Origin of the sequence: Paenibacillus antibioticophila, from assembly GCF_000455265.1 — a bacterium.
GTDB classification, from domain to species: domain Bacteria; phylum Bacillota; class Bacilli; order Paenibacillales; family Paenibacillaceae; genus Fontibacillus; species Fontibacillus antibioticophila.
Map to the genome: position 1 here is coordinate 305,613 of NZ_HG005141.1, position 25,177 is coordinate 330,789.

Genomic DNA, 25,177 nt, shown 5'->3' on the forward strand with positions numbered 1-25,177 from the left:
CAAGGAGGAAGCCTCGACAATGGACAATCTGCATGATTTCGTGGAGAAGGTGCACGACAAGCAGGACAAGGATGCCAAGAACCGCAAGCAGGGCAAGGGCACCCCTTCCAGCCAATTGCCGAATAAGCAGCACGGAACCAAAAAGTAAACTTTTTCGTTCTACTTTGGCATAGCTTACCGATACCGAGCAGCGCGAAGGGCTGCTCCATTGGATAGGAGCAGCCCTTCGCGTTGATCCCGCCACTGCGAGCTAGTGATCGTAAAGATCCTCGCCGGAGATGAATTCATTGAGAACCTCATCGCCGGGTCCTTTATGATTCTTGATTTGGCTCAGCCGGCCTGCCCGGCCCTCTCCGCCGTTTCCTGACGGAGCATTCTGGCCGTTGCTGCTGCCATTTCCGTCCCGGCGGCTCTGCTTATCGCGCTTTCCCATTTTGCACCCTCCTGCCATGAATGTCTGCATTCAAGCAATAGGCTGTGACAGACGGAAGGATTTTATGCGCCGGTATTGAGGACGAGGGGGAAGCACCAAGCTGTGCTCCTACTCCTTGATCGTTACCGTCACCGGCGACCATTCAGCAGTAACCACCTGGCCATGAACCGAAACACTGCCCTCCGGCGAAATATCCTTCTCCGTCATAATACCAAGGGCAATGGTGAAGCGATTGAACTTGATGGGCACGCTGCTCTCCCGACGAACCTCATGGCCGTTAACATAGAAAATAACCTCGTCTATTGCGCGGTTGTAAGTAATTTTGTACGTATTGAACTCGCGCGGCTTGAAGTCCGTATCTTCTTTGAACACGCAGAAGTATTTGGTCTTTCCGGTATCCGGTACAGTGACTCCCGGGAATTGAAGCACAGCATAGACACTGGCGTATTTATCATTGCCTGCGAAGAAGTCCAAGGCGGCTCCGGTTGAAAAATCAAGCAGATTCAGTGATACATAGCCGTCATACAGATCCCCTGGTGCGGTATTTTGTGTCCGGGCGCGGATTTGAAGCTCGAAGCTGACCTCGCCCTCCTCAGGAATGACGACCTCTTCATTCGAATAATACATGTGCTTGGCATTATCCAAAATTTGCACCTGATGATGCTGGCGGCTCAAGGGTGCCCGGACATACAGGATGCCGTTGCGCACAATAACGACAGCTTCCGGCTCGCGGTACTCCCAGAAGCTCCCGTCCGGCAGCGGGAAACCGCCTATTTTCCAGACTTGTCCCTCATTCAGAATCGTATGAAAGTCGCCGAATACTTTTACCTGTTCCATGTATGATAATCCTCCTAATTAGTATTCCGTCCTGCCTTCAAACAAGATGTGCCCTAGCTTACAGTTGGATCAAGCCTTGAACCAGCAATGCGGCCATCATGATAAGCCCGCAGCGGATAGAAGCTTGCAGGGAAGCTCCCATCAGCGGCAGATAAGCCGATGAGGGATTATGCGCCCCGAGCCGCCCGTAAATGCGGTAAAGCGGAATCGCCGTCAATAACGCCAGCAGCGCATACAATGGCACCAAACCGATCACGGCGCAGAGGATCAGAAAGCCATAGGCGAGAAAGAGCAGCCATTTCGAGAAGCGCAGTGCCCGCTGTTCTCCCCACACAACAACCAGCGTATTCTTCCCTGCCTGCTTGTCCGCTTGCCAATGCAGAAAATGATGGTTAAATAAGAGTAGGGTTGTGAGCAACCCGACTGGCATCGATAGTAGCCCAGCCTCCCAGCTTAAGCTCCCGGTCTGCACATAATACGAGCCGAGAACAGGGAGCACTCCAAAGGACAGCAGAATCGCCACCTCGCCGTAGCCCTTGCCCCGGTACCCGAACCGGATCGGCGGTGCAACGTAATAATAAGCGATCAGACCGCCGAGAATGGCAAATACCATGACGATCCAGCCGCTAAAGAGGCTGAGTATGACACCGCTTAGAATTCCCAGGCCAAACAGGGACCAGGCCCACTGAGCAAAGGCGCGCTCACTCATTTTGCCCCCTGCCAAATAACCTGAATTGGTCGAGATGGCATCTGCCGTCTCCTGGGCCAAGCTATCCGCTCCGCTGCGGTAATCCCACAAATCGTTGATCATATTGGAGAATAAGTGCGCAGAGGCCGAGCCGATCAAGGTAAGTACGAATAGCCAGGGGTGGAACACTCCCTTCCACATAAATGCGCCAAGGGCGCCAAGAAAGACAGGAACCAGCATGACCGGAATGACCCGGAATCGGGATGCTTTCTTGAAATTTGTCCATGTATTCAAGCCGAGTTCATCTCCCGTTTCGCAAAATAGAGTGTTAAAAATATCACACTCTAATTATACCTAAACTCCTCTGCGATGGAACGGGTAAATTTTGTCCGGTGGCATCAGCTCCTGGCCTGAACCAGGTTGCCTGTAAATTACACCCAAATCCTAGACTAAAGTCCAGCGATCATCTACCCTGGAGACGGAAGCATCCAGGCTTGGAATATAGTATTCTGTATTATATCCACTACATAAGTGAAGGAGTATGTCCATGCACCGAAAAAATTGGCTCGGCCCGGTATTGATTTTACTGGGAATCTATCTGTTCTTTTTCCGCAAAGAGGCCATCGATGCCGGAACCTTATTCGGCACCTTCTGGGCTACGATGTTCATTATTCCGCTAGGCTTGTTCTTCCACTGGCTGTACTTCTCGCTAAACAACCATAGAACAACCGGGCTGCTCATCCCCGGCGGGATCCTGTTTACTGTCGGTGTCGTCTGCCAGATTGCCACGCTGTTTGATAGCTGGCAGTATTTATGGCCGGGCTTCCTCCTTGCTCCTGCCGTCGGTCTGTTTGAATTTTACTGGTTCGGAAACCGGAATAAGTGGCTGCTCATTCCGATCAACATCCTTGGCGGATTATCGGTATTGTTCTTTGCCGTCTTCTCCCTGGGCTCGCTCTACAACAAGACCATTCTAGGCCAGCCGCTGCTTGCGATCGCATTAATCGCAATCGGTGCCGGTGTGATGCTGTCTCCGAAGAAGAGAAAGTTTTAAAGCGCGAGTTCGGAAAATGGACTTCGAGGGCGAATGCAAGATTCGATGCCAAGGAAAATGTGCAATAGCATAGGACAGTTAAACAGCGGAGGCGAGTTAGAGGGGCAACGTATGAAGGGTTGCTATGATCGCTGTTGTTCGCGGATTTCTATGATTGGACTAAGTCCTAACAAGGGAGAAATCCGCTCACAAAGGCGAACGCCCAAGCTTATGCTCCCGATGCAGCTTTCTTACAGAAAGCTTTTACTTCACAACCCTTCATACTTATGCCCTAACTACTTCGCCTCTGCAGTTTAACTACAATGCCGTTTGCACATGAATGCGCCTAAGCTGCATTGCAATAACTGCACTGCTATTAACTTACCTCCTTGCGGCATACAAGCAGGAGACTATGCACAGCCTTGGGCTAAGCGCGAGTGGAAGCTGGCGCGGTAGCTTATGCACGACGTCATACCTACCGCGCCTAAAGCTGCGCCTCCGCCTCACGATGCATCGGCCTTGCGCCGAAACTTTGCCTGTCCTGCCATACGGTGGTTTTCCTCCGAAATTAACTTGTCCCACTTGCATTCCAGTCTTGCTCCAAACTTCAATCGCTCTACAGGACGATATGAGCACCTCATTCTTCTGCTCATGCTCATCCGGTCGCAATTTAATGAAATTACTTCCCTTAAAATCTTCTTTCGACGCACGAACCCACTTTTAGTGAAAAAACTTACCTTAGATCGCCAGTAACTAACCAAACCCGTGTTTTAGTCAACTTTAAGTACAAAAATTTCACTATATTCGTATTTCTATCATTTCCACTAAATTTAAGGTAACTTTTTTCACTACATAGGTAAGACTCAAATTTTCATGCGGTAAAACGATCACTGTCATGCGTACTTGGTCTGTATTTTGCAGAATCTGCTGGAATACCCCGTGCTCTGCGGACATGTCGAAACTGGGACATCCCCCAATAATGATGCGGTGTTGCCTATTTACTGTTTGAATGCATCCGCGTCATAGAGAGAGTGCGGTGCATCCAGTACCTATAAAGCCGAACTAAGGTGCTGCGTAGTTAGGGCATAAGTGTGAAGTGTGCTGTAGAAACGGAGTGTTCGCCTTTGCGAGTGGATTTCTTCCTTGCTATGGTTTATTCAATCAAGAAATCCGCAAACAACAGCGATCGTAAGCACACTTCACACGTTGCCCCCGCAACGCAGAATCACTACAGTTCCGCCCAAACCTGCCGCTCGGAGATTAGGGTCTGCCCGCTCCGGATAGCTTCGCCCATCAGCAGACTCAGATACTGATCCTGACAGGCCTCCGCCAGACTGTAGAATGCAGGCCCTCCGGCAGTATAGGCCGCCATATCCAGCAGGCATGAGGCCATGGCAAGCTCCTCGTCACTTAACCTTGCACCCGGAAATGGATTTTGATATACCCATTCTCCGCCAGCCAGAATCCCTTTATGGTAATAGCCCTCCAGATCCCCGGCTTGCCCGGCATCCACGCGCTGCATTTGAGTCGCTACAGGTGTGCGGTAATCCTTCAGGTAACGGATCTCCGTCCCTTCCAGCTCGCCCCGATACCCTCGAATCAGGACCCGATTTCGCCGGATTGCCGAGAAATACTGGTCATAGGAAAAGTCATAGACTGCGCTCTTGCCGCCAAACTTCAGCAAAGCGAGATCCTGCCTCGAATCCACCAACAATTCCTCGCTTGGCAGCCCAGCTCTTCCCGGACCTTGAACAATCGGGCTGATCAACTGCTCACCGGATATTTCCGCCTCTTCGAAACCGACGCCGAGCAGGTGGCGGATCAGACTAATGCCATGATAGCCGTGTCCGGCAGACACCTGAACATGCGATACGCCGCCAAGCATTCCCGAATTCACCACAGCTAACCGGGCCGCATGAAGGGGCTGGCGAATGAACTGCTCCGCGACCTGGATTCCCTGACCGGAATGCGTCCGCTGATATAAATACCGTAATCCCTCCAGGCTGTCCGCAGGCGGCGTCTCCGTCAATACAGGAATTCCGGCTTCCGACAACCGAATAATATACTCCGGGGCCGCACTGCGAGACAAGGACACCACGGCAAAGTCAAATGCTCTTCGCGATAGAAAGCCCTCCAGATCCGAGGTAGCCTTTACGCCCCATTTCAATTCCATTTCCCGAGCCTTCCGGCTATCCCGCATCCACATTTCACCAATCTCGAACAGCTCAGGTAAAGCCTTGGCAATCCTAAGGTAAAATTCCGAGCGCCAACCTCCTCCCAAAATCCCGAAGATGCGCTTTCCTTGTCCTCCTGCTATCCCTTCCTGCATCCGTCTCATCTCCCATACTTATCAGAGTCCTTCTATTCATTCTATATAAGTTGAACTATTGAATTTTACGTTTTGAAGGCAACGTGTGAAGTGTGCTTTCGATCGCTGTTGTTCGCGGATTTCTCTGATTGAACTAAGATATTATAAGGTAGAAATCTACTCACAAAGGCGAACGCTTTCGCTTCTTCAGCACACTTCACTCTTATGCCCTTTCTTCGTAGTTTATATAGTTCAACTTATATAGTGGTTGACCATGAATACGCCCATTTATAGAATATTCAATCCGACTATGGCTCAGAGCATAAATAGCAAGGCCAGAGTCAGGATCACAATCCGGCCTGCCGAGATCAGCACGAAGTTCTGAACCGCCAGCTTGAATGTAAATTGCTTGACCGGATGATCAGCGAACTTGATTAGATTTTTTCGAACAGGGATCAGCGTAGTAAGCACCAGAATGACCAGAAGAAGAGGCACCTTCAACAGGATCAACACGATCAGGTCGATGTAGGAGACATAATACAGCCAGCCGAATAATCGAATCGCCCTTGGTCTGCCAATATAGACTGGCAGGGTATACCGTCTGTTCTCGATATCATCCTCAATATCGCAAATATTGTTCGCCAGCATAATGTTGGCAATTCCGAAAATAGCCGGGATAGAGATCAACAGGATCAGCAGTGTCTCCAATAAATCCACATGCAAGGTCACCGTCAGGCGCTGAAGATCCAGATCAAGACTTGCCAGCTTGTCCTGTGCGTGAATGTAGACAGAGACGAAAGGAATGACAAATCCCATGAATAATCCCGAGAAGATCTCGCCTAACGGCATCCGGGAGATGGCGAGCGGTCCGAAGGAGTACAAAATGCCGACCGCAAAGGATAAACCTCCCAGCAGCAGAAGCAGCCAGCCCGTCTCCATGAACAGCCACAAGCCGGCTCCGATCGCGAGGACAAGCAATACAGCAATGATTGCCGCCACTCCCCTAGGGTTCATATGGTATTGAACGATGGCATTATGTACTTCGTATCCGTAGCCATGCTTGCGCTTGGCTTTCATATAGTCATAGTAATTATTAATAGCCGTTGTGGCCATATCAAAGCTCAGCAATGAGATGAGCATTAACGCAAAATGCAGAAAATCAAAGTCCCCAAACCGAAAGACGGCATACAACGTCCCCAGAATGAAGGGAATGACGCTGGCAACCTTCGTCTGGATCTCAACCAGCTTTAAGTATTTTACAATAAACATAAATGATGTCTCTCCTTCTCTCTCTTGATCCTCTCGCAGCTTAGTTTATTATATTGTATTTACTCCCGGGGATGTCAGAACATCGCGAAAAAAAAGGAATCCTCTTGCTCCATGTAGAAAAGATTGTAGAAAGATCCGTCATCCTAGGGGGCAATTTAGGTATGTTGCTGCATAAGAAGAAATATCTTCCTCTACTTCTGGCGGGCTGGTTCGCCGCCTTGGCGGCCTTGGCCCTTGTCCTTGAAGCAAATGAGTTGCACCTGATTTTCGGCATATCTCTGGTCTTCACCAATATTGTGCTCCTGATGATGATCCGGTGCTACGGATTATATCTTGGACTGCCTGTCGCTGTTCTTGTGTACGGAATTTCTATCTGGGGCATGGGAGCACCTTATTTTCGCGCGGTCTTCCTGCTGGAGCTGATCGCTGTCGGCTTGCTGCTGCGCCAATTCAAGAAGGATGCGATGCTGCGGGCGGATAGCTTGTTCTGGCTATGTATTGGAGGACCCTTAATTCTGGCTGTCTATTTCGTAAAAGACCATAGCATTTCTGTTGAATGCTGGTTAATGATTTTCGTCTCGGTAACCAATGGTTTAGCCAATGTGCTCGTTGCCGATATTCTGCGCAGATATTTGCCTGTCGTTCAGATAAAAAGGGGCTTCACGATTCGCGAGGTTCCGTTAACCTTCAGCAAAATCCTCTTTCAAATCATTAGCGTCTGCATCGCCCTGCCCTTTCTGTTCTACGCTGTGAACAACAGCCGTACCGCGGAGAACTCTGTCTTCAGCTATGCTGACCAACTGGCATCCAATACGGCCCAACATATAAAGATGGATATCAACAGCAGCGATATTTCCTATGCGGATGGCGTGTTAAGCCTCAGCCCGCTGCAGGAACAGGAACTCAAATCCCTTATTGAGCGCTACAGCTCCAGGGACAATTACCGAATCATCTTAAGCGGACCACAGGATGAAATTATAGCGGATAGCGCTCCTCTGTCCGGCGGCGGCGAAGCAAGCTCGTTCCTTTCTTCAGATAGGATATATTCCCTTAACCAACCGTCCGATTTTTATCTCTCCGAGCAGGAGGCAAGGATCATAATGCCCATGGAAAGATGGGATGGGGCACAATATATTTCTCACTCCGATTTGAAACCGCTTCCCTTTAAGCTGACCATTCTTGTTCCTTTAGCTCCATACCGAGCGGATATCTATGCTCAGCACCTGAACCAGTTTCTATTTCTTATATTGCTGTTCGTCTGTGCTTCTGCCGTAGGCAAACTATTAACCCGGCGAATTCTCCGCAGCCTGGTTCAATTGACCACGCTGACGACCAATCTGCCGGACAAGCTCGTCTCCTCCCAACAGGTGACGTGGCCTAAAAGCCGGATTTATGAGGTGCGTTCACTCATTCTCAACTTCCGTATGATGTCCAACAAGCTGGTTCATATGCTTCAGGACTCTCTGCAGAATAACCTGCTGCTGGAGGAGCAAACCGCTCGGATGATCAAGTCGGAGAAGAAGCTCCATAAGCTGGCTTACTATGATATGCTGACCGATCTGCCGAATCGGCTGCATTTCAAGGAATATACACGTTCACTGAATCTGGATAGCGACAAGGAGCCACAACAGCCCTTCGCGGTCATGTTTGCGGACCTGAACCGATTCAAGCAGGTGAACGATACCCTCGGGCATTCCGTAGGCGATCTGCTTATCAGCATGGTATCCGCCCGCTTTGCTGCACTTGTATCGGAGGCATGCAAGCTGTTCCGGTTGAGCGGGGATGAGTTCCTATTCGTGCTTCATTATGAGGATATCCAGGACGTGCAGGAGGTGGCACAGCAAATCTGCCAGCTGCTTGAGGAACCGTTCGACATCGGAGGACGTCCGCAGTATATCACGGTAAGCGTGGGCATTAGCGTCTACCCGTTCGACGGCTTCAGCATGGAACAAGTCATGCGCAACGCCGATATTGCCATGTACGTAGCCAAAGAGCAGGGGGACGGCCTCTACCATTTCTATGACAACTTAATCGAAAATGAGCGGGCTGAGAGTATGCAGCTAGAGGCGGATCTTCGTCGTGCCCTGCGCGGCGGCCAATTCCGTCTCTACTATCAGCCAAAGATCGACGCCTCTTCCCGAGAGATTATCGGCGCCGAAGCCCTGCTTCGTTGGCTGCACCCGGATTTTGGCTCCGTGCCTCCGGACAAGTTCATTCCATTGGCGGAAAATTCGGGCATCATCCTGGATATTGATGAATGGGTGCTCCGTGAGGCTTGCCGCCAGAACAAGCAATGGCAGGATGAAGGGCTGGCGAGATTCCCTGTCGCCGTGAATATCTCAGCCAGACATTTTTACCAGAACAATCTCATTCCCATGATTACCCGCACCCTTTGCGAGACTGGACTGGAGCCGCAATATCTCGTATTGGAAATCACCGAAGGCATGCTGATCCGCAATGTGGAATACAGTGTGAAGGTGCTGGAGGAATTACGACAGATGGGAATTCATATCTCGATGGACGACTTCGGGACAGGCTACTCGTCGCTAAGCCAGCTCGATCGTCTGCCATTATCGGAGATGAAGCTTGACCGTTCGTTCCTTAGCGGCCTGCTCGAAGATTCGAGGAAGTCCTCGATTGTGCGGGCAGTCATTGAGCTTGGGCATCACATGGATCTTCAGGTTGTTGCCGAGGGGATTGAAGCGTCCGAGGAGCTGGAGTATTTGACTGAGCTGGAGTGTGACCAATTTCAGGGATACTTTTTCAGCAAACCGCTGCCAAGCAATGAGTTCATCATGTTCGTAAAGCACTGGATTGCTTAACCATTGCGGCCTGGAGGGCGATCAGCTACAATTTATTCAGGTACTACATACACAACAGGCGGGAGGTTCTATTTTGCTGAACTCCATTGCACGAGAAGACTGGATCGGTGCTGTTATCTTTTTGGGAGTGCTGATTGTCGTATCCTGGATTAATTTGCGAAAGATGAGCTCGGGCAAGTATGATTATAAAGCCTTGCGCAAGCGAGGGCTTATGTGGACAGAGATCTCTGTTCTGCTCTTCATGCTTCAGCTTATTCTTCGTAAAGGGGATAACCGATTCCTTGTTCTGCTCGGGATGCTTGTCCTATTTGCCGCCGGCCAATGGCTTGGCGCGATCTACTATGACCGCAAGCTTGGCAACCGGGATTAGATAGAACTCCCGCAACGAATACAGCCTTGAGACGGACCGTCTCAAGGCTGTGCTATTGCTGGCGCCTGTGCAAGCATCCTTCGGATTATCTTGCAATTTCGCTGATCTCGGTAAATATCGAGTACTGATTCCGGCCTTCCCTTTTCGCCTCATACATGGCCTCATCCGCTCTGCGAATCATACTGTCGAGATCACAAGGACCGCCTTCATATGCACAGATGCCAATACTTGGAGTGGCAATAAGAGAGCGTCCCATATAATAGAACGGACGAGACAGGCTTTCGATGATCCGTTCCGCCACTCTTGACGCATCCCGCGCATCACTGCCTACCAGCAACAGTAAGAACTCGTCTCCTCCCAGGCGGCATACCATATCCGAGTCACGAATGACTACCGTCAGCCTTCCGGCAATTTCTTTAAGAAGCATATCTCCGGCACTATGGCCATAGGCATCATTTATCTCTTTGAAATTGTCCAGATCAATGAACAACACGGTGAGCTTCGTTATCCCTTCTTCAATACAACGCTCAAACTGCATATTGAACAGCGTCCGCTTAGGCAGTGTCGTTAATTCATCATGATAGGCGAGGTACGCAACCCGATCCTCCAATTGTTTGCGTTCGGTAATGTCGATGATGACTCCATCCAGTCGCTCCAGATGCCCATAATCATTGTGATGAGGTGTACCCCGAACCTGAACCCACCGGTAATAGCCGTCCACTCGCTGAATGCGGCATTCAATCGTGACGCTTCGTTGATTAATGAGCAGCTCTTTCTGTGCCTGTGCAATCAAATATTGATCCTCTGGAATTACAATTCCCGTCAAAGCGAGATAGCTGGTTCGAAAGTGCTCTACCGGATAGCCTGTAATCTGCGATATTCCCTCCGATATAAGAACACTGTCCTCTTTCAGATCAAGCGTCCAGGTAGCGATATCCACACTATCGAGCACATGTCCAAGCTGCCTTGCATTTTGCTGTGCTCCCCTCCAGATCGACTGCATGAGCTTCGTAAAAAGAACAGCGAAAGTGCATGCAAACAACCCATAAATAATGAAATAGACCACATCCGTCTTCTCTGTGCCAGGGAACAAGTCATCATGCTTCATTAGAAACAGATAACTGGAGGTAACCATATACAGGATGGCCGACAGAAGAGTAGCTTTCAAATTCATATAGAGCAGCGTAATCATCGGGAGCATTCCCAGGAAGATCATATTGACGAAAAAGGGATGCTCGATCGTTAGAAACAGGAAAAAGGTATACAGCGCGGTAATCAACAGGAGCATCGTGGCTTCCGGTGCTATGCGCCGCATAATCAGGAACGTTAAAACAACGCCCAGCAGCAGGCCTACCGGCGGGTTAAGTACATATGCATTTTTATCGACAATCAAGTTCACTGCGACAGCAATAATATAAAAGCTCCAAACAAGCTTGATCATCAGCATATTTCTGTGCTGAATTTCTTGCAATTTACTCATTCCCTTAGCCACACTCTCTCAAATAAATAGTATAAAAGAACTAAGTGCTTCCTTCTATATTACACCTTTGGGAATTATAAGGGTAGTTTTTTTATATGTCTGCACAGCAAAAATCGGATACACCCCCGTGTATCCGATCGCTAATCCGGTCCCTTATTACACAATTCGACAAAGATGCTTCTCAATGGGCCAAATGTCACAAACGGCGTATCCTTCAAAGGATTGAGATGCTGCTCTGAGCTTTAAGGTATATACTGCTGAACAATCTTGGTAACCCGCCCATCCTCGATCGTCAAATGATACGGAAAATCGCGGACATCCACGATATCGGTATGGTGAAGCAAGGTGTCCAGCTTCGACAACGAAATGCGCTCATTCCACTGAATGCCGACATCGGCAAAATCTCCGGTCCGGTCATATACCTGCATAATCACTACAGCATCCTCCGCCACGGCCAGAGGCAGCAGGAGCTCGCTCTCATTAACAATAAAGTAACCGTCCGGCGGCCCGTCGATTCCTGCATCAGGCTCGTATTTGGCGAATTCAGCCTTCGCCTCTTCCCCTGTATACCATTGAACCGGGTCTACGACGATCTCGCCGCTGCCATCCCCCGTCAGATTCAGCTGGTCTATATATACGGTAAGTTCTTGTCCATCCCGAATGGCCGGGCGGGCTGTGCTGTCTTTACGATCTGCAGCGCCCGAACTCGACGTACCAACGAAGACATCACGACAACAAGGAACAGAGCGAGCACGACACTTAACCTTCTTTTCATCTTAACCCCGCCTTTCCAGTCTCCGGCAATTTCAAATCACCATGACATGATAAGAATAAATAACCATTTTCCGGAATTTCAAACACCGGAGATTATATATTACACTCATTATATAATGCGAAAACCGGAAATAGGTCACAGCGAGGTTAAGACCTGGTAACAATAAATTCTTTATTACTACCAATAGATTCTTTATTACTACCGGGATCTACGGTGCTTAGCGGCTTAGTGAGCCGGAAAAAACACAAGCTGAATCACAAAAATAAGACCGAAAATATAGAGCAGCGGATGCACCTCGCGGCCCTTGCCGCTGACAAGCTTCATCACAGGATAAGTAATGAAGCCGACCGCGATCCCCGTTGCGATGCTGGCAGTGAGCGGCATCATCAGCATGATTGCGAATGCAGGGAAAGCCTCGTCAAAGGTTTTCCATTGGATTCTTGCCAGGCCCTCCATCATGAAGCAGCCTACAATAATGAGCGCAGGCGCGGTTATGGCGGAAAGCGAGGAAATGGCACCGACGAGCGGCGAGACGAAGATAGACAGGGCAAACAAGCAGCCTACGACCAGAGAGGTAAGCCCGGTACGCCCGCCTGCAGCCACGCCTGTCGTTGATTCGATATAAGCGGTGGTAGGACTCGTGCCGAACATGGAGCCGATCGTCGTTGCGGTCGCATCCGCCAACAGAGCCGACTTTGCACGCGGCAGCTCGCCATTCTTCATCGCACCGGTTTGTTCGGCAACGCCGATCAATGTCCCGGTGGTATCAAACAGAGTTACGAGCAAGAAGGCGAATACGGTGGTGTAGAGCCCTTGCGAAAATACACCCGGCAAATCCATATCAAAAAAGACAGGGACCGGCGGGGCAGCGAAGAAGCCGTCAAAATGCAGCTGTCCCGTGAAATATCCGATCAGTGCAGTGATTGCCATCCCGATGAACAAAGCTCCCGGAATCCGGCGAGCCATTAAAATCAAAGTGATGAACAGACCCAGAATCGTCAGCAATGTGACTGAACGATGCAGGTCGCCGAAGGTAACCAGATTTTCGGGGTTCGCTACGACAATACCTGACATTTTTAAGCCCAGGAAAGCAATAAACAAACCGATCCCGCCGGTAATTCCATATTTAAGACTGTCCGGGATCGCCCGGATCAGCGCTTCGCGCAGAGAGGTCAGACTGAGCAGCAGGAACAGCAGTCCCGCCAGAAAGACTGTTCCCAGGACAACCTGATAGGATAAGCCGGTCGTCGCTACGACGCTTGTAAAATAAGCATTCAATCCCATCCCCGGAGCAATCGCAATCGGGTGGTTCGCGAACAGCGCCATAAACAGAGTGCCTATGACAGCGGAAATCACCGTGGCCATAAACACTTGATCGAACGGAATGCCTGCGGCCGATAGGACAGCCGGATTCACGACAAGAATATAGGCCATCGCCAAAAAGGTGGTGAGCCCGGCCAGCAGCTCCGTTTTCACGCTGGTCCCATGCTGCTCCAATTTAAAAAACTTTTTCATCGAATTCATCGAACATAAATCTCCCTTCCTCATGTCACAAAAAAGATGCCGAACTATTGTATTGTCCGCCTATCCTTCAGCTTCGTCAAGGAAGGATGTAAACAAACGGGAACAAGCATGGAAAGTTAGCTTTACATTTGAAATGATAAGCTATATACTCCTATCATGGAAAGTATGCTTTCCATGATAGGAGGGCAACTACATGAACAATCGTTTGGAAGAAATCCGCAAGCAACGTGGAATTAAGCAAGAAGAACTAGCCAACGCTCTTGAAGTATCAAGACAAACTATAGGCTCGCTGGAAAACGGACGTTATAATCCATCCATTCTTTTAGCGCTCAGGATTGCTCGTTTCTTTGGCATGAGTATCGAAGACATTTTTATTTATGAGGAGGAAGAAGAGGTATGAGCAAAACGATACTGCCTTATTTTCTTACCATCGGAGGCTTCGGACTGCTGATCTGCGGTCTATATTTCATCCAGGCATTTGAAGCTTCACAGGGGATGCTGCAAGCATTGCCTTATATCTGTATTGGGATTGGCTGTGGCATTTTTGGTCACGGTGCCGGAGAACTAATCAGCCGCTTGGCGATGAAGAATAATCCTGCCGCGGCAAAGCAACTGGAGATCGAACAAAAAGATGAGCGGAATTTGATGATTGCTAATCGGGCAAAGGCGAAGGCCTATGACATGATGATTACTCTGTTTGGAGCTCTATTGTTGGCACTCGCCTTGATGGGTATAGATTTAAGCGTAGTATTGCTGTTAGTGTTCATCTATCTGTTTATTGTTGGATACAGCGCATATTACCGTTTGAAGTACAGTAAAGAGATGTAACACCATATCAACTGTAATTAGCGATTTAATAAGGAAGGGTTCTTTCTTTGAAAATAGATTCGAGTGCCTGATGGTGAATTTAGTGAAGGTATTTCCATTACATTCTCCATCTGGCGTAAAAACTGAGTCCTAGTGAAAAAATTGACCTTAAAACTCCAGAAACTAGCCAAATCCACGTTTTAGCCAACTTTAAGCGAAAAAAATTTCACTATCTCTGCATTCCCACCAATTTTGCGGAATTTAGAGTAACCTTCTTCACTATAGCTTGCGGATAGGGCGGGAGTCCTCCTTTTCCTTTTGAGACAGCTCCCACCAAATGAAGAAGGGCTCCTCCGTCATCTATATGACGGCCGGAACCCCTAGAAGCTTACTCATTATCCTTTAATCTTTATAAGATTTTGATTTCATACAAGCGGGCTGTCCTTGCTGCTGGCAGAGTGACCTCAAGCTTGCCTGATTCAGAATTCCATATATGCTCACCTGGAAAGTTCAGTGGATAAGCACACTGGAGATCCACCTGCTTCCCACGGAGATCCGGCAGGTCCAGCACGCGCCCCGCAGGTTGATCTCCCTTGCCGTCCGCATCACGGGCTCGCCAGACCGCAATAAACTGCCGCCCATCTGCGCGAAGCCCCATGGCGATCCATTCATCCTGCTGGGTAGGCAGCCCCCATGGCCAGAACGGAAGGGCTTCGGGTATCTCCGACCGGATGGTCTTGTAGTAATCGAGTCCTTCTTTCACGAGTTCCTTGCGTCTAGGACTCAATTCCGCGAGGTGGCCGCTCTGATGCACACGCAGCAGCAGGGCATTAACCATATTGAAGATGACTTCTTCATCGTCTCCTTCCTGAAGCGGATAAGACCATACCGCCGCTTGCTCGGGTGTCAATGCAGATGGGGCCGCGGCCGCAATCGCCGCGTAATTCACATAGTTCTCCTGATCACTGGTGGATTGAATGCTATATCGGCTAAGCATGGCGTAATCCATCCGCATCCCGCCGCTGGAGCAATTCTCGATCACCAGAGCCGGGTACTTGGCAAAGATGCCATCCAGCCAAGCCAGGTAAGCCCGGTTATGACGAAGCAGCCCGTCTCCGAAGCTGTCCGATTCCCGTTCTGTACCGATGCCGGCATTGATATTGTAGTCCATCTTGATATAGCCGACACCGTAATCCTCCACCAGCCGGCGAATGACTTCCGTGGCATACGCGGCAACCTTCGGATTGCTATAGTCCAGCTGGTAACGGCTGCGGTCCATCACCCGCTTGCCATGCCGCATGAAGAACCAGCTGTCATCGGTATCCTTCAGCTTCGGACTATGGATTCCCATGACCTCCAGCTCCAGCCAGAGACCGGGAACCATTCCCTTGCCGCGGATGTAGTCGAGCACGTACTTGATGCCTTCCGGGAAGCGCTGCTCCGATGGAAGCCATTCTCCAACACCGCTCCACCATTCACCCGGCGCATACCAACCGGCGTCAATGCAGAAGTATTCGCAGCCTACCTCAGAAGCCGCGTCTATTAAAGGCAGCAGCTTGGCCGTCGTCGGGCTTCCCCACAGGCAATTCATATAATCATTAAAAATAATTTGCAGCTTGCGATTATCCTCATTCGGCCGGCGAATGGCGCGGCGATAGCGGGTCAATTCCCCAATCGCCTGTTCAAAGCCTCCATTCGCGGCCCCTACCGCGACCGGAATGCTGGAGAAGCTCTCGCCTGGCTTAAGCTGCTTCCACCATTGATTATCGTGCTCGGTCGGTCCGCTGATCAGCAGGGTGACATAATCGAATTGGTCGAACATCTCCCAATGCCAGGAGCCATTGTGCTCAATCTGCCATACCAGCGTGCTCTCGGCTTCTTGATTTTCCAGCACGGCCATCGGAATATGCTCGGCAGCTGACCAAGAGCCTGTATTGCTGAAAGCAATCCGCTTGGAGGATCGATCCGTTACATGGGACAGCCCCAGCTCAGGCAGACTGTAAGTCCGCCATTGCAGCTCGCTCTGCCAGCCGGTATGCGGGATATAGAGCCTTAGTTTCTCATCACGGGAGAGCACGCCCTCTTTATCAATGCCTGTGAGTGCAAAAGAAGACACGTACTCTACCCCGACCGGCTCCTTGCCTTCATGAACCAGATCTACCCAAGAGCGAAGCATGCCGATGCCATCCAAAAACTGAAAATGCTGAATTGCCTTTAATCCGGTTTCATTATCTTCTAAGGCGATCGAAAGCTTACGTCCCATGCTGTTTCGCGTATCCTCATGACTTGCGTATTTCATCCGCAATCCGGGATAAGAAGCCCGATGGGTACGCCCATGGTATTCATCCCGGTCTTCGCCGGTTAATTGCAGCTCCATCAGCCGAAAGCCGGGTCTCTGCTTCTCCTCGATAAAGGAGGCCTGGTAAGGCGTCGAACCGAAATGAAGCAGCCGCACATCCAGTTGATCTGTAATTTCAATAACAAGATGAAGTCCGTTTTCTACAATGACCAGGTTTTGTACCATCATAACACCCGCCTATAAAAAAATAGTTCAATTCGCCGCAGCACCCCTCCGAGCACTGCGGCGAATTGACGCTACAGATCCGCTGTATTATTGAGCCGAGCCCAACTGCACCCAAGCCTGTTCGATTTCGGGAATGACCTGATCCTTCGTCTTGTTGCCGCCAATATAGGATTGCATCAATTCACCGAATTTCTGGTGGAAGGTATCCAGCGAGTAGTTCACCGACAGGTCGCCCGACGGTTCCGTCTTCAGAATTTCTTCCATTTGCTTCGGCATATCCAGATCGGGAAGCGGTGCATCCTTGATCGGAGGAATGACCTTCGCTACCTCGGAGAACCAGCTCTTGCCGTAGTCCGAAGTGTACAACCAGTTGAAGAATTCAATCGTTTCATTTACAACCTTGGAATCTTTGTTAATCCGCAGCGCTTGGTCGGCACCTGTAATAATGAAGGACTCTGCCGCATCATCACTTACTGGATAGCCTCCAATCCCAAGCTCAAAATCCGGTGTGATTTTCTTGATGGCCTCCTCATCCCATGCGCCTTTACCCGTCATAATCGCTGCTTTGCCTAATGCGAAGTCACTTACTTGGGCATTACTATCGCGTTCCAGCGGCTTGTCTGTGCCATGAGCAACCGTCGTATCGATAAAGGAGAAGAAATTGTCATACAGAACCGGGTAGTCCTTGATTTTCGCTTCGCCGCTGATGAACTTGTTCACCAGGTCTTTAGGCTCCATGCCTGCATCCTTCGCCGCTGCATCTACATAGTGTTGGAAGATGTGCTTCCATACCCACCATTCCTTGTAGGCATTCGCGAATGGCGTGATTCCCTTGGCTTCCAGCTTGGTAATCGCTTCATCCAGCTCGGCCGTTGTCTTCGGGAAGGCTTCGATCCCTGCATCCGCAAACAGCTTCTTGTTGTAAATAAGGGTGAACAGGTTCCCCTTAATTGGAAGGCCCAGCACCTTGCCGTCCGAAGAAGTCATATTCGATCTGACCGCATCCGTCATCGCTGAGGCAAGCGGTTCATTTGTCAAATCCGCACTATAATCGGCAAAGGTATCAATATCTCCGCCTGCCGTCGTCTGGAATACATCCGGCGTGCTTCCCGCAGCGATCTTCGACTTCAGTACCGTGTTGTAGTCGGCCTGCATAATCTCAAGATTGATCGTCACGTTAGGCTTGACCTTTTTATATTCCGATATATACGTGTTAAACGCATCTGTGTATTCTGGAGAAGCTGTGAACATATAAATGGTGACCGGCTTGCTGTCGTTCCCAGTTGCGGCCCCTTCCGAATTGGTACCTCCATTGCTTGCGGCATTATTGCCGCCGCACCCGGACAGCAGCCCCATAACCAACGCTAAACTGAAGAAGCCTGCCCATACTCTTTTTTTCTTCATCCCTTAGTACCCCCACTTTCATTGTTAGTGTTGGAATTGCATTTAATGCAAGTTCAAAAAACAGCTTTTCAGCACCGAGAAGGTTGCGAGAACCTGAAGAAGGAGGAACGGAGTGTAGGCAGAACCTACATGAGCGAAATGCTTCCAAAGGAAGCATACCTCGTAAGCATCCGCTCGGACTTCGAGGGTGAACGCAAGATTCGATGTCGAATCAACCACTTGAAATACTTCGTGATCAAAAGCTGGCTTTTTGAACAACCTCTTTAACAGTTGACCTGTTATACTTCTCATTGTAGTGAGAAGGCCTCCGGATAAAAATGTAGATAAGTGGCGAATTAAGGGTAAAAAAGTGAAATCGCTTTCTTGCCTCTAATCCTTATTATCCTGATCCTCGCTTGGTTGGTTCCGGTATTCGGAGGGCGAGGTTCCATAATAGTTCCGGAAGGCTTTACTAAAATAGTTCTTGTCCTTGTAGCCCAGCATTTCCGAGATTTCCTGGACCTTCAGCGCCGGATTATTGAGTAGCCTCAGCGCTTTATCCATCCGTATTTTCTGGACATACTCATGAATTCCGTAACCGAACTGCTGCTTGAACAGCTTCATTAAGTATTCCCTGCTCAGGTAATATTTTTCGGCAAAATACGATATTTTTATGTCTTCATAATAATGGTTGTCAATAAAGTCTTTAATTTGCTGGGCATCAAAGGAACGCGGGCTCGAAGCCGCCTGCATAATAAGCGCGCTGTAGTGCTCCAATATACCTGCAAACACGCTCTCCAGTTCATCAAAGCTAGAAAAGTCGGTCTTTAACCCAAAGGCTCTGAGCGATTTCTCCCCAGGATTGGGCATATTTTCTTCGGATACGCCATGCTCCCGGGCCATGTCATTGAACAGTACGACCAATTCGGTAAGCAGCCGGTCTGCATCTCCGATTCTGAAAAAAGCTGTCGACTTAATTTGACGAAGATAGTCGCTGCCCAAGGTTGCGGCCTGATGCTGATTTCCGTTCTCCAGGCTGCTCTTGATCAGTGCCATCCGACTGGTAAGCGAAGGGATCTCCAGCGCTCTTCGATCCTCTGCCATGCCCACGGCAGACCGTCCGGACAGCTTGAGCAGGTCGACGCTATATGCTCGAATTCTTGCCTCCTCATAAGAGTCCGCCAGCTTCCTGGGGTCCAGTGCCGGAGCACCCTGACCGCCGACGGATATAATCCCGAACAAGGCATGAAGCTGGGTAACTACACTTCGCAGCAATTGTCCGGCACGGAACTGCCATTCCCTGGCGTCCGCACCGATTCCGTCATAGACGGCAATCATCTCCCTTTCCTCCTTGGGGTCAGCAAAGCTGAAACAGGTAAGTCCCGACTCCGTCATTTCGTTAAACACATTGGCTACCGCAAAGGAAAGAAGCTCTGTGTCCGAGTTGAATCTATGTTCACAAACCGCTTTCAGGTTAAGCACTCTCAATACCAGGACCCCATAATATCTTCCCTTGTCATCTGCGCCGATTAAAGACATGGAGGTCTGGTCGGCGCTCTTGTTGTAGCTGCGTTCAATGAGGGAGAGGAACAGCTTCTCCTTCAGCTTGGGCAGAGACATGTTGTACGTAATATTGCGGGAAATGGACTCGCTGCGGGTCTGCTTTCTGGACTCCAGCAGATCGATTCCCTTCTGCAGCGCCTGGTTCAAGTCCTGTCGATTGATGGGCTTGAGCAAATAATCCAGGGCATTGGACCGGAGAGCTTGTCTCGCATATTCGAAATCATTGAACCCGCTGATGACGATGACGGGAAGTTCAGAGAACTCCTGCTCGATAATCTTCAGCAGCTCCAAGCCGCCCATTTCCGGCATTTTCATATCCATCATAACCAGATCAGGCTTGTACGCCCGCAGCATGTCCAATCCGGCTCGTCCATCGGCTGCCTCCAACACCTCACCGACCTTCAGCCTGTCCCATTCTCCTAAAATCTGAATCGCCTCACGCAGCGGCTGTTCATCATCAATAATCAATACTTTGTACATCGCTATCTTCACCCCGCGGAATCATCATTGTGATGGATACTCCTTGATCTGTATTGCAAATTCTAAGCTCGGCATGTTCTCCATATAGCAGCTTGAGCCGCGTATTCAAATTTTTAAGACCGATATTCTCGCTTTCCTGGGTCTCCTCCCAGTCCTTCTGAAAGAGGGCCTCCAACTGATCGATCCGCTTCTGCGGAATCCCTGGCCCATTATCCCCGACGGTAATGATGAAGTGCCCTTCCGCGAATGCTGCGCTGATTCTAATCTTGACCGTGCCCGACACTTTCTCGACCGCATGCTTGATGGAGTTCTCGATCAGCGTCTGGAGAGACAGCTTCGGAATCTGCAGTGACTTCAGGGATTCGTCCCATTCCAGCTCCACCTCGAGCCTTTCACCGAAGCGCGCCTTCTGCAATGCCAGGTAACGGTCGATATGCTGCAGCTCCTCCCGCGCCAATACGATGTCTTTACCTCCGATGCAATATCTCAATGTCAGCCCCAGGGCGCCGATCATATCCGCTACCTCGAAATCCTTGCTCCGCAGTGCCTTGGTAGAGATAGCCTGCAGCGCATTGTATAGAAAATGGGGATTGATCTCGGCTTCAAGCGCCTTTAATATCGCATTTTTCTCTACAAGCTTCATCTTGTAGCGCTCATTAATCAGCTCGTTTGTTCTGAATACCATCTTGTTGAAGTGCCGGTTCAGGTCGGCGATCTCATCCTGTCCTCTTACTAAAGCCACTGCATCAAAGGTGCCCTCGCTGAACTTCCTCATCTGCCGGGATAACCGGTATAACGGCCTGGTGATTGCATTGGCGATCCAGGCAATCAGAACAATCGAGAGAATCAGAAATGCGGCGCCGATCAGAAAGCTCACATTCCGCGCCTGTCTCGCCGGTTCATAGATATTGCTATAGGGGATCGGCTTGGCCAGCTTCCATTTCTCCGTCTCTCCCGTATTGCTGACGATCAAGTACTGACTTCCCTCGGGGGTCCTCCGAATGACCGGGTCGGTACCGCTGCCGCTTGCATCCAGGTAATCCCACTGGCTCTTATCCTTCATTTGCTCAAAAAACGAAAGGTCGTCCGCATAAAAAGGGGTGTTGTCCGGGTCCAAAAAAATCAAGTGCTCCCCTTGCTCCATGGGAATGTCCTGCAGGATCTCTTCAATGACTTCCGGCTGAATATAAAAAGAAATAACCGCCCGCGGCTCACGGGAGGCAATGGAACGAATGACCCGATGGTAAGCCATTATTCCGGGGTTTTTGAGCGCTGTATAGCCAATTTGGTCATTGGATTGAGCAAAGGATTGAAAAGAATGGCTCCTCGGGCTGGTCATTGCCTGCTCGAACCAGGGCTGATCCGCAATGCCGATCTGGAAGCCTACCCGGGCCTTTGTATCCGAGCCTTCGCGGGTAATAGAGTAGTATTTCTCCTGATCGATCAGATACAGGAAAATACCGTTCAGATCCGAGCGCGAGTAAAACAGGGAGCGCAGGTATTGATCCAGATACATTTTGGAGGCGTAGTCCGTGTCTTCATTAACGATGGCTTGAAGTAAATCATCATAGCGGATTTGCGGAAGGGACAGCTGCTCGATGTCTGCCAGATAATCCTCCAGATTCTGGTTGACGAGCTTCAGGTTGTTCTCCGTGCTCTCAATGCTGTTAGCGACGGATTCCTTTCGCAGCATATGACCTGAGATGAGGGTCAACGACACCACAACCAGGATAATGATCGTGGAGAAGAACAGTATGAGCTTGTTCGCCAATCGTCCGGATAAACGGGCGTATCCTGCCCGCAGAGCGCGTTTCAGTCCATCGAACATATTGCCTCATCCTTTATCTTAAGAGGTACGTATCGGGATATTTTCAGTTCACCTTTTTACCCTTAACTGATTTCTTAAATCCATTTAGGGCATCCTAATAACTACACTATACTTACACTATAGCACAGCATATCTGCAATGCTCGGTTTACAAATTTCGTCCGACAAAAAGAGGTGCATACAGTTGAAAAGTGGAAGAAGACGAGCTGAGAGACTGGAATTTGGCGCATTTACGTTGCCGATATTGGTCAGCATTATTGTCGTATTTTACTATCCGTTTATGATGACGATTCGTTATTCCCTAACCCAATGGAACGGGATATCCAAGCACCCGAAATTCGTGGGGCTGGATAACTTCAAACAAATCTTCATGGGAGATGCGAACTTCTCCAATGCAGCCTGGTTCACGATCAAGTATGCGCTGGCCTATATTATTCTGGTGAACGTGCTGGCCATCCTGCTTGCCCTTGTACTCGATATGAAGCTGAAGAGCACGAACTGGCTGCGGGCAGCCTTCTTTATTCCATATATTCTAAGCTTGGTCATTGTCGGCTTCATCTGGAAGTTCATTTTTATGCAAGGCTTTGAATCCCTGGGTGCCAGTACAGGCTGGGGCTTGTTCGGGCTAAGCTGGCTGGGCGAGCAGAACCTGGCCTTCATTTCCATCCTGCTTGTATCGTTATGGCAATCCATCGGCTTCTATCTGGTCATCTACATCGCCGGGCTTCAATCGGTTCCCGATGATCTCAAGGAAGCGGCCACGGTGGATGGGGCGGGACCGGTCCGCCGGTTCTTCAATGTGACACTGCCGCTGCTCGCGCCTTCAATTACGATCTCGGTCTTTATGGCGCTGACCAACTCGATCAAGGTGTTCGACGTTATTCTGTCACTGACCGGCGGAGGACCGGGAGGGACAACCTATAGCGTGGCCTACGATATTTACCGGGATACCTTCCAGAACAATCTGTACGGATACGGCACAGCAAAGGCCTTGATTCTGTTCATTGCTGTTCTGATCATTACGGTGATTCAATTGACAATATTCAAGCGCAGGGAGGTTGAAGCCTAATGAAAAAGAAAAGAGACTGGAGAATCATCCTGCTTGAAGTTGTCATGGTGGTGATCTCCCTGATCTTCCTGTATCCGCTGTTCCTGACCATCATCAATTCATTGAAGAGCTTCTCAGAGCTGATGACCGATGTCATCGCATTGCCTAAGAAGCTCGCGTTCGAAAATTACTCTTATGTGTGGCAGTACATCAATTATCCTAGATTGTTCCTGAACAATACGGTCGTTACCGGGCTTGGACTGGCAGGGATTGTCCTGATTTCTTCGATTGCAGCCTACAAGCTGGCTCGAACCAAATCCCGGGCCAGCTCCCTGATCTACTTCCTTTGTATTATGCCGATGCTGATCCCGTTCCAATCGATCATGCTGACGGTGCTGCAAATGGCTAAAAACCTGAATCTGTCGGAAAGCACCTGGGGACTTGGCCTCTTGTACTGGGGCTTCGGCGCTCCATTGGCCCTGTTCATTTACCACGGCTTTGTGAAGGGGATTCCCCGGGAAATTGACGAGAGCGCGACGATTGATGGAGCCTCCGGGTTCCGCCTGTTCTTCAGCGTGATCTTCCCGCTCTTGAAGTCCGTAACGACGACCATCATTATTATCGATGTGATGTGGATCTGGAACGACTTCCTGCTTCCGCTCCTAATGGTCAACGGATCGCCTGCAACCAAGACGCTGACGCTGGCGGCCTACACCTTCGTCGGCCAATATACTTCGGATTGGCAGTATGCCATGACAGCCATGGTGATGGCTGTACTTCCATCCATTATCGTGTTCATCTTCCTGCAAAAGTACATTGTAAAAGGCGTTGTTGCCGGTGCTGTAAAGGGATAGGGGAGTTGAACTAATAGTGCACGCTAGGGGCAACGTGTGCAGTGTGCTTACGATCGCTGTTGTTCGCGAATTTCCTTCTATTGGACTGAATTCCTACAAGGAGGAAATCCGCTCCCAAAGGCGAACGCTATGGCTTTATGCTTCCGAAGTAGCTTTCTTACAGAAAGCTTTTAACACTTCACACTTATGCCTTTTCTACGTATCTTCTTCAGTTCAATTTATAGAGGTGCGCGGGTAGAATAATAAGAGGGGTGTCCTAAAGTCATCGCAGATGATTGGGGACACCTTTTTCGAAGTGAGGCAACGCCGTGCGTCGCGAAACAAATGCCGATAAGCACTAAAATTGCTGGTGTGGGGCTCGTGTGGCGATTATAGTGCAGAAAGGCATTAAAATTGCTGGTGTGGGTGCTCATGTGGCGATTATAGTGCAGAAAGGCATTATAATTGCTGGTGTGGGGGCTCATGCGACGATTATAGTGCAGAAAGGCATTAAAATTGTTGGTGTGGGGCTCGTGCGATGATTATAGTGCAGAAAGGCATTAAAATTGCTGGTGTGGGGGCTCTTGTGGCGTTATAGTGCAGAAAGGCATTAAAATTGCTAGTGTGGGGGCTCGTGTGGCGATTATAGTGCAGAAAGGCACTAAAATTGCTAGTGTGGGTGCTCGTGTGGGGATTATAGTGCAGAAAGGCACTAAAATTGCTGGTGTGGGTGCTCGTGTGGCGATTATAGTGCAGAAAGGCACTATAATTGCTGGTGTGAGGGCTCGTGTGGCGTTATAGTGCAGAAAGGCACTAAGGCGCTTCGAGGCTTGCCATAAGTAAGTTTGGAGGTCGTGCGGATTTTCCCTCGCTCCTCATTTGATCAAGAAAGCCGCAATGGACGCAAGAAACCAAGGATTCAAGCGAGAGAAGGTCGCTTTGCCCCTTGGTTTCTATATGAAGATCACTTTGTTTTGTTATCAAAGTGTAAAATTTTACTTGGGACACCCTCTTATGATTTCTCGGATTCAGTTGGTTCCTGTTCTACATAATGCTTGAGCATGTTCAGCTTGTTATCCCAGAAGCGGTCGAAGTAGTCCAGCCAGCGCTTTATCTCAAGCAACGGATCCGCGTTGACGCGATATCTGGTCTCTCGGCCAACCTTACGCTCCA

The 25,177-nt window shown here is 49.6% G+C and carries 21 protein-coding genes and 1 pseudogene; 8 read left to right on the plus strand and 14 right to left on the minus strand.

Going from position 1 to position 25,177, the window contains the following annotated elements; translation table 11 throughout:
* Positions 1-19: 19 nt before the first annotated feature.
* Positions 20-148, plus strand: coding sequence for a DUF4023 family protein (locus tag TX85_RS26000; protein ID WP_044481183.1), 129 nt, complete (start codon positions 20-22; stop codon positions 146-148).
* Positions 149-250: 102 nt separating this feature from the next.
* Here TX85_RS26000 and TX85_RS18470 read toward each other — a convergent pair whose 3' ends face one another.
* From TX85_RS18470 to TX85_RS18480, 3 genes are all read right to left on the minus strand, one after another.
* The gene (locus TX85_RS18470; RefSeq protein ID WP_044481184.1) at positions 251-433 is read right to left on the minus strand and encodes a hypothetical protein; all 183 of its coding nucleotides are present in this window, start codon (positions 431-433) and stop codon (positions 251-253) included.
* A 108-nt stretch (positions 434-541) separates the two neighbouring features.
* Positions 542-1,270: a DUF6081 family protein gene (locus tag TX85_RS18475; RefSeq protein WP_044481185.1), complete on the minus strand. Its 729-nt coding sequence runs from the start codon at positions 1,268-1,270 to the stop codon at positions 542-544.
* A gap of 58 nt (positions 1,271-1,328) precedes the next feature.
* A complete protein-coding gene (locus TX85_RS18480) occupies positions 1,329-2,252 on the minus strand; it encodes a prenyltransferase (RefSeq protein WP_044481186.1) in 924 nt (307 codons plus the stop codon).
* A gap of 253 nt (positions 2,253-2,505) precedes the next feature.
* Here TX85_RS18480 and TX85_RS18485 point away from each other — a divergent pair, with 253 nt between their 5' ends.
* Complete coding sequence (locus TX85_RS18485) at positions 2,506-3,012, plus strand: hypothetical protein (protein WP_044481188.1); 507 nt, start codon at positions 2,506-2,508, stop codon at positions 3,010-3,012.
* Positions 3,013-4,219: 1,207 nt separating this feature from the next.
* Here TX85_RS18485 and TX85_RS18490 read toward each other — a convergent pair.
* Entirely contained in the window at positions 4,220-5,320 is a 1,101-nt protein-coding gene (locus TX85_RS18490) for a Gfo/Idh/MocA family oxidoreductase (RefSeq protein ID WP_044481189.1), read from the minus strand.
* A gap of 294 nt (positions 5,321-5,614) precedes the next feature.
* The gene (locus tag TX85_RS18495) at positions 5,615-6,568 is read right to left on the minus strand and encodes a 1,4-dihydroxy-2-naphthoate polyprenyltransferase (protein WP_044481190.1); all 954 of its coding nucleotides are present in this window, start codon (positions 6,566-6,568) and stop codon (positions 5,615-5,617) included.
* 161 nt (positions 6,569-6,729) lie between these two features.
* Here TX85_RS18495 and TX85_RS18500 point away from each other — a divergent pair, with 161 nt between their 5' ends.
* Positions 6,730-9,390: a putative bifunctional diguanylate cyclase/phosphodiesterase gene (locus TX85_RS18500; protein ID WP_044481191.1), complete on the plus strand. Its 2,661-nt coding sequence runs from the start codon at positions 6,730-6,732 to the stop codon at positions 9,388-9,390.
* Positions 9,391-9,463: 73 nt separating this feature from the next.
* A complete protein-coding gene (locus TX85_RS18505; protein WP_044481193.1) occupies positions 9,464-9,760 on the plus strand; it encodes a hypothetical protein in 297 nt (98 codons plus the stop codon).
* A gap of 85 nt (positions 9,761-9,845) precedes the next feature.
* Here TX85_RS18505 and TX85_RS25465 read toward each other — a convergent pair whose 3' ends face one another.
* From TX85_RS25465 to TX85_RS18520, 4 genes are all read right to left on the minus strand, one after another.
* Complete coding sequence (locus TX85_RS25465) at positions 9,846-11,240, minus strand: sensor domain-containing diguanylate cyclase (protein ID WP_049895055.1); 1,395 nt, start codon at positions 11,238-11,240, stop codon at positions 9,846-9,848.
* A 242-nt stretch (positions 11,241-11,482) separates the two neighbouring features.
* On the minus strand, positions 11,483-11,674 hold the full coding sequence (locus TX85_RS26335) for a hypothetical protein (protein WP_049895057.1): 192 nt from the start codon (positions 11,672-11,674) through the stop codon (positions 11,483-11,485).
* 194 nt (positions 11,675-11,868) lie between these two features.
* Positions 11,869-12,015, minus strand: a complete 147-nt coding sequence (locus TX85_RS26865) for a hypothetical protein (protein WP_158297353.1) — start codon at positions 12,013-12,015, stop codon at positions 11,869-11,871.
* Between the two features lie 225 nt (positions 12,016-12,240).
* Positions 12,241-13,530: an NCS2 family permease gene (locus TX85_RS18520; RefSeq protein WP_044481649.1), complete on the minus strand. Its 1,290-nt coding sequence runs from the start codon at positions 13,528-13,530 to the stop codon at positions 12,241-12,243.
* A 202-nt stretch (positions 13,531-13,732) separates the two neighbouring features.
* On the opposite strand from TX85_RS18520, the gene TX85_RS18525 reads away from it, so the two are divergent.
* Both TX85_RS18525 and TX85_RS18530 read left to right on the plus strand, forming a co-directional pair.
* A complete protein-coding gene (locus TX85_RS18525) occupies positions 13,733-13,939 on the plus strand; it encodes a helix-turn-helix transcriptional regulator (protein WP_044481194.1) in 207 nt (68 codons plus the stop codon).
* The gene (locus tag TX85_RS18530; RefSeq protein WP_044481195.1) at positions 13,936-14,367 is read left to right on the plus strand and encodes a hypothetical protein; all 432 of its coding nucleotides are present in this window, start codon (positions 13,936-13,938) and stop codon (positions 14,365-14,367) included. The genes TX85_RS18525 and TX85_RS18530 overlap by 4 nt, the downstream gene beginning before the upstream one ends.
* Before the next feature lie 388 nt (positions 14,368-14,755).
* On the opposite strand, the gene TX85_RS18535 is transcribed toward TX85_RS18530, so the two are convergent.
* The 4 genes from TX85_RS18535 to TX85_RS18555 form a co-directional block, all read right to left on the minus strand.
* Positions 14,756-16,870: a glycoside hydrolase family 36 protein gene (locus tag TX85_RS18535; protein ID WP_044481196.1), complete on the minus strand. Its 2,115-nt coding sequence runs from the start codon at positions 16,868-16,870 to the stop codon at positions 14,756-14,758.
* A gap of 87 nt (positions 16,871-16,957) precedes the next feature.
* On the minus strand, positions 16,958-18,274 hold the full coding sequence (locus tag TX85_RS18540; RefSeq protein ID WP_044481198.1) for an ABC transporter substrate-binding protein: 1,317 nt from the start codon (positions 18,272-18,274) through the stop codon (positions 16,958-16,960).
* A gap of 369 nt (positions 18,275-18,643) precedes the next feature.
* Positions 18,644-20,296 carry a response regulator transcription factor gene (locus TX85_RS18550; RefSeq protein WP_044481201.1) on the minus strand — a complete coding sequence of 551 codons (1,653 nt, stop codon included), beginning with the start codon at positions 20,294-20,296 and terminating at the stop codon, positions 18,644-18,646.
* A complete protein-coding gene (locus TX85_RS18555; protein WP_044481202.1) occupies positions 20,274-22,124 on the minus strand; it encodes a cache domain-containing sensor histidine kinase in 1,851 nt (616 codons plus the stop codon). Before TX85_RS18555 ends, TX85_RS18550 begins: the two co-directional genes overlap by 23 nt.
* 138 nt (positions 22,125-22,262) lie before the next feature.
* On the opposite strand from TX85_RS18555, the gene TX85_RS18560 reads away from it, so the two are divergent.
* Together TX85_RS18560 and TX85_RS18565 are read left to right on the plus strand one after the other, a co-directional pair.
* Positions 22,263-23,192: a carbohydrate ABC transporter permease gene (locus tag TX85_RS18560; RefSeq protein WP_044481203.1), complete on the plus strand. Its 930-nt coding sequence runs from the start codon at positions 22,263-22,265 to the stop codon at positions 23,190-23,192.
* The gene (locus tag TX85_RS18565; protein WP_044481204.1) at positions 23,192-24,025 is read left to right on the plus strand and encodes a carbohydrate ABC transporter permease; all 834 of its coding nucleotides are present in this window, start codon (positions 23,192-23,194) and stop codon (positions 24,023-24,025) included. The genes TX85_RS18560 and TX85_RS18565 overlap by 1 nt, the downstream gene beginning before the upstream one ends.
* Positions 24,026-25,016: 991 nt before the next feature.
* Here the strand turns inward: TX85_RS18565 and TX85_RS27695 are convergent.
* Positions 25,017-25,177: pseudogene (locus TX85_RS27695) on the minus strand (transcriptional regulator); the annotation flags it as partial.

Bases quoted from the DNA above. Each gene is read 5' to 3' on its own strand.
- TX85_RS26000 (WP_044481183.1), top strand. From the start codon at position 20: ATGGACAATCTGCATGATTTCGTGGAGAAGGTGCACGACAAGCAGGAC.
- TX85_RS18470 (WP_044481184.1), bottom strand. From the start codon at position 433: ATGGGAAAGCGCGATAAGCAGAGCCGCCGGGACGGAAATGGCAGCAGC.
- TX85_RS18475 (WP_044481185.1), bottom strand. From the start codon at position 1,270: ATGGAACAGGTAAAAGTATTCGGCGACTTTCATACGATTCTGAATGAG.
- TX85_RS18485 (WP_044481188.1), top strand. From the start codon at position 2,506: ATGCACCGAAAAAATTGGCTCGGCCCGGTATTGATTTTACTGGGAATC.
- TX85_RS18490 (WP_044481189.1), bottom strand. From the start codon at position 5,320: ATGCAGGAAGGGATAGCAGGAGGACAAGGAAAGCGCATCTTCGGGATT.
- TX85_RS18495 (WP_044481190.1), bottom strand. From the start codon at position 6,568: ATGTTTATTGTAAAATACTTAAAGCTGGTTGAGATCCAGACGAAGGTT.
- TX85_RS18500 (WP_044481191.1), top strand. From the start codon at position 6,730: ATGTTGCTGCATAAGAAGAAATATCTTCCTCTACTTCTGGCGGGCTGG.
- TX85_RS25465 (WP_049895055.1), bottom strand. From the start codon at position 11,240: ATGAGTAAATTGCAAGAAATTCAGCACAGAAATATGCTGATGATCAAG.
- TX85_RS26865 (WP_158297353.1), bottom strand. From the start codon at position 12,015: ATGAAAAGAAGGTTAAGTGTCGTGCTCGCTCTGTTCCTTGTTGTCGTG.
- TX85_RS18520 (WP_044481649.1), bottom strand. From the start codon at position 13,530: ATGAAAAAGTTTTTTAAATTGGAGCAGCATGGGACCAGCGTGAAAACG.
- TX85_RS18525 (WP_044481194.1), top strand. From the start codon at position 13,733: ATGAACAATCGTTTGGAAGAAATCCGCAAGCAACGTGGAATTAAGCAA.
- TX85_RS18530 (WP_044481195.1), top strand. From the start codon at position 13,936: ATGAGCAAAACGATACTGCCTTATTTTCTTACCATCGGAGGCTTCGGA.
- TX85_RS18535 (WP_044481196.1), bottom strand. From the start codon at position 16,870: ATGGTACAAAACCTGGTCATTGTAGAAAACGGACTTCATCTTGTTATT.
- TX85_RS18540 (WP_044481198.1), bottom strand. From the start codon at position 18,274: ATGAAGAAAAAAAGAGTATGGGCAGGCTTCTTCAGTTTAGCGTTGGTT.
- TX85_RS18550 (WP_044481201.1), bottom strand. From the start codon at position 20,296: ATGTACAAAGTATTGATTATTGATGATGAACAGCCGCTGCGTGAGGCG.
- TX85_RS18555 (WP_044481202.1), bottom strand. From the start codon at position 22,124: ATGTTCGATGGACTGAAACGCGCTCTGCGGGCAGGATACGCCCGTTTA.
- TX85_RS18560 (WP_044481203.1), top strand. From the start codon at position 22,263: ATGCTCGGTTTACAAATTTCGTCCGACAAAAAGAGGTGCATACAGTTG.
- TX85_RS18565 (WP_044481204.1), top strand. From the start codon at position 23,192: ATGAAAAAGAAAAGAGACTGGAGAATCATCCTGCTTGAAGTTGTCATG.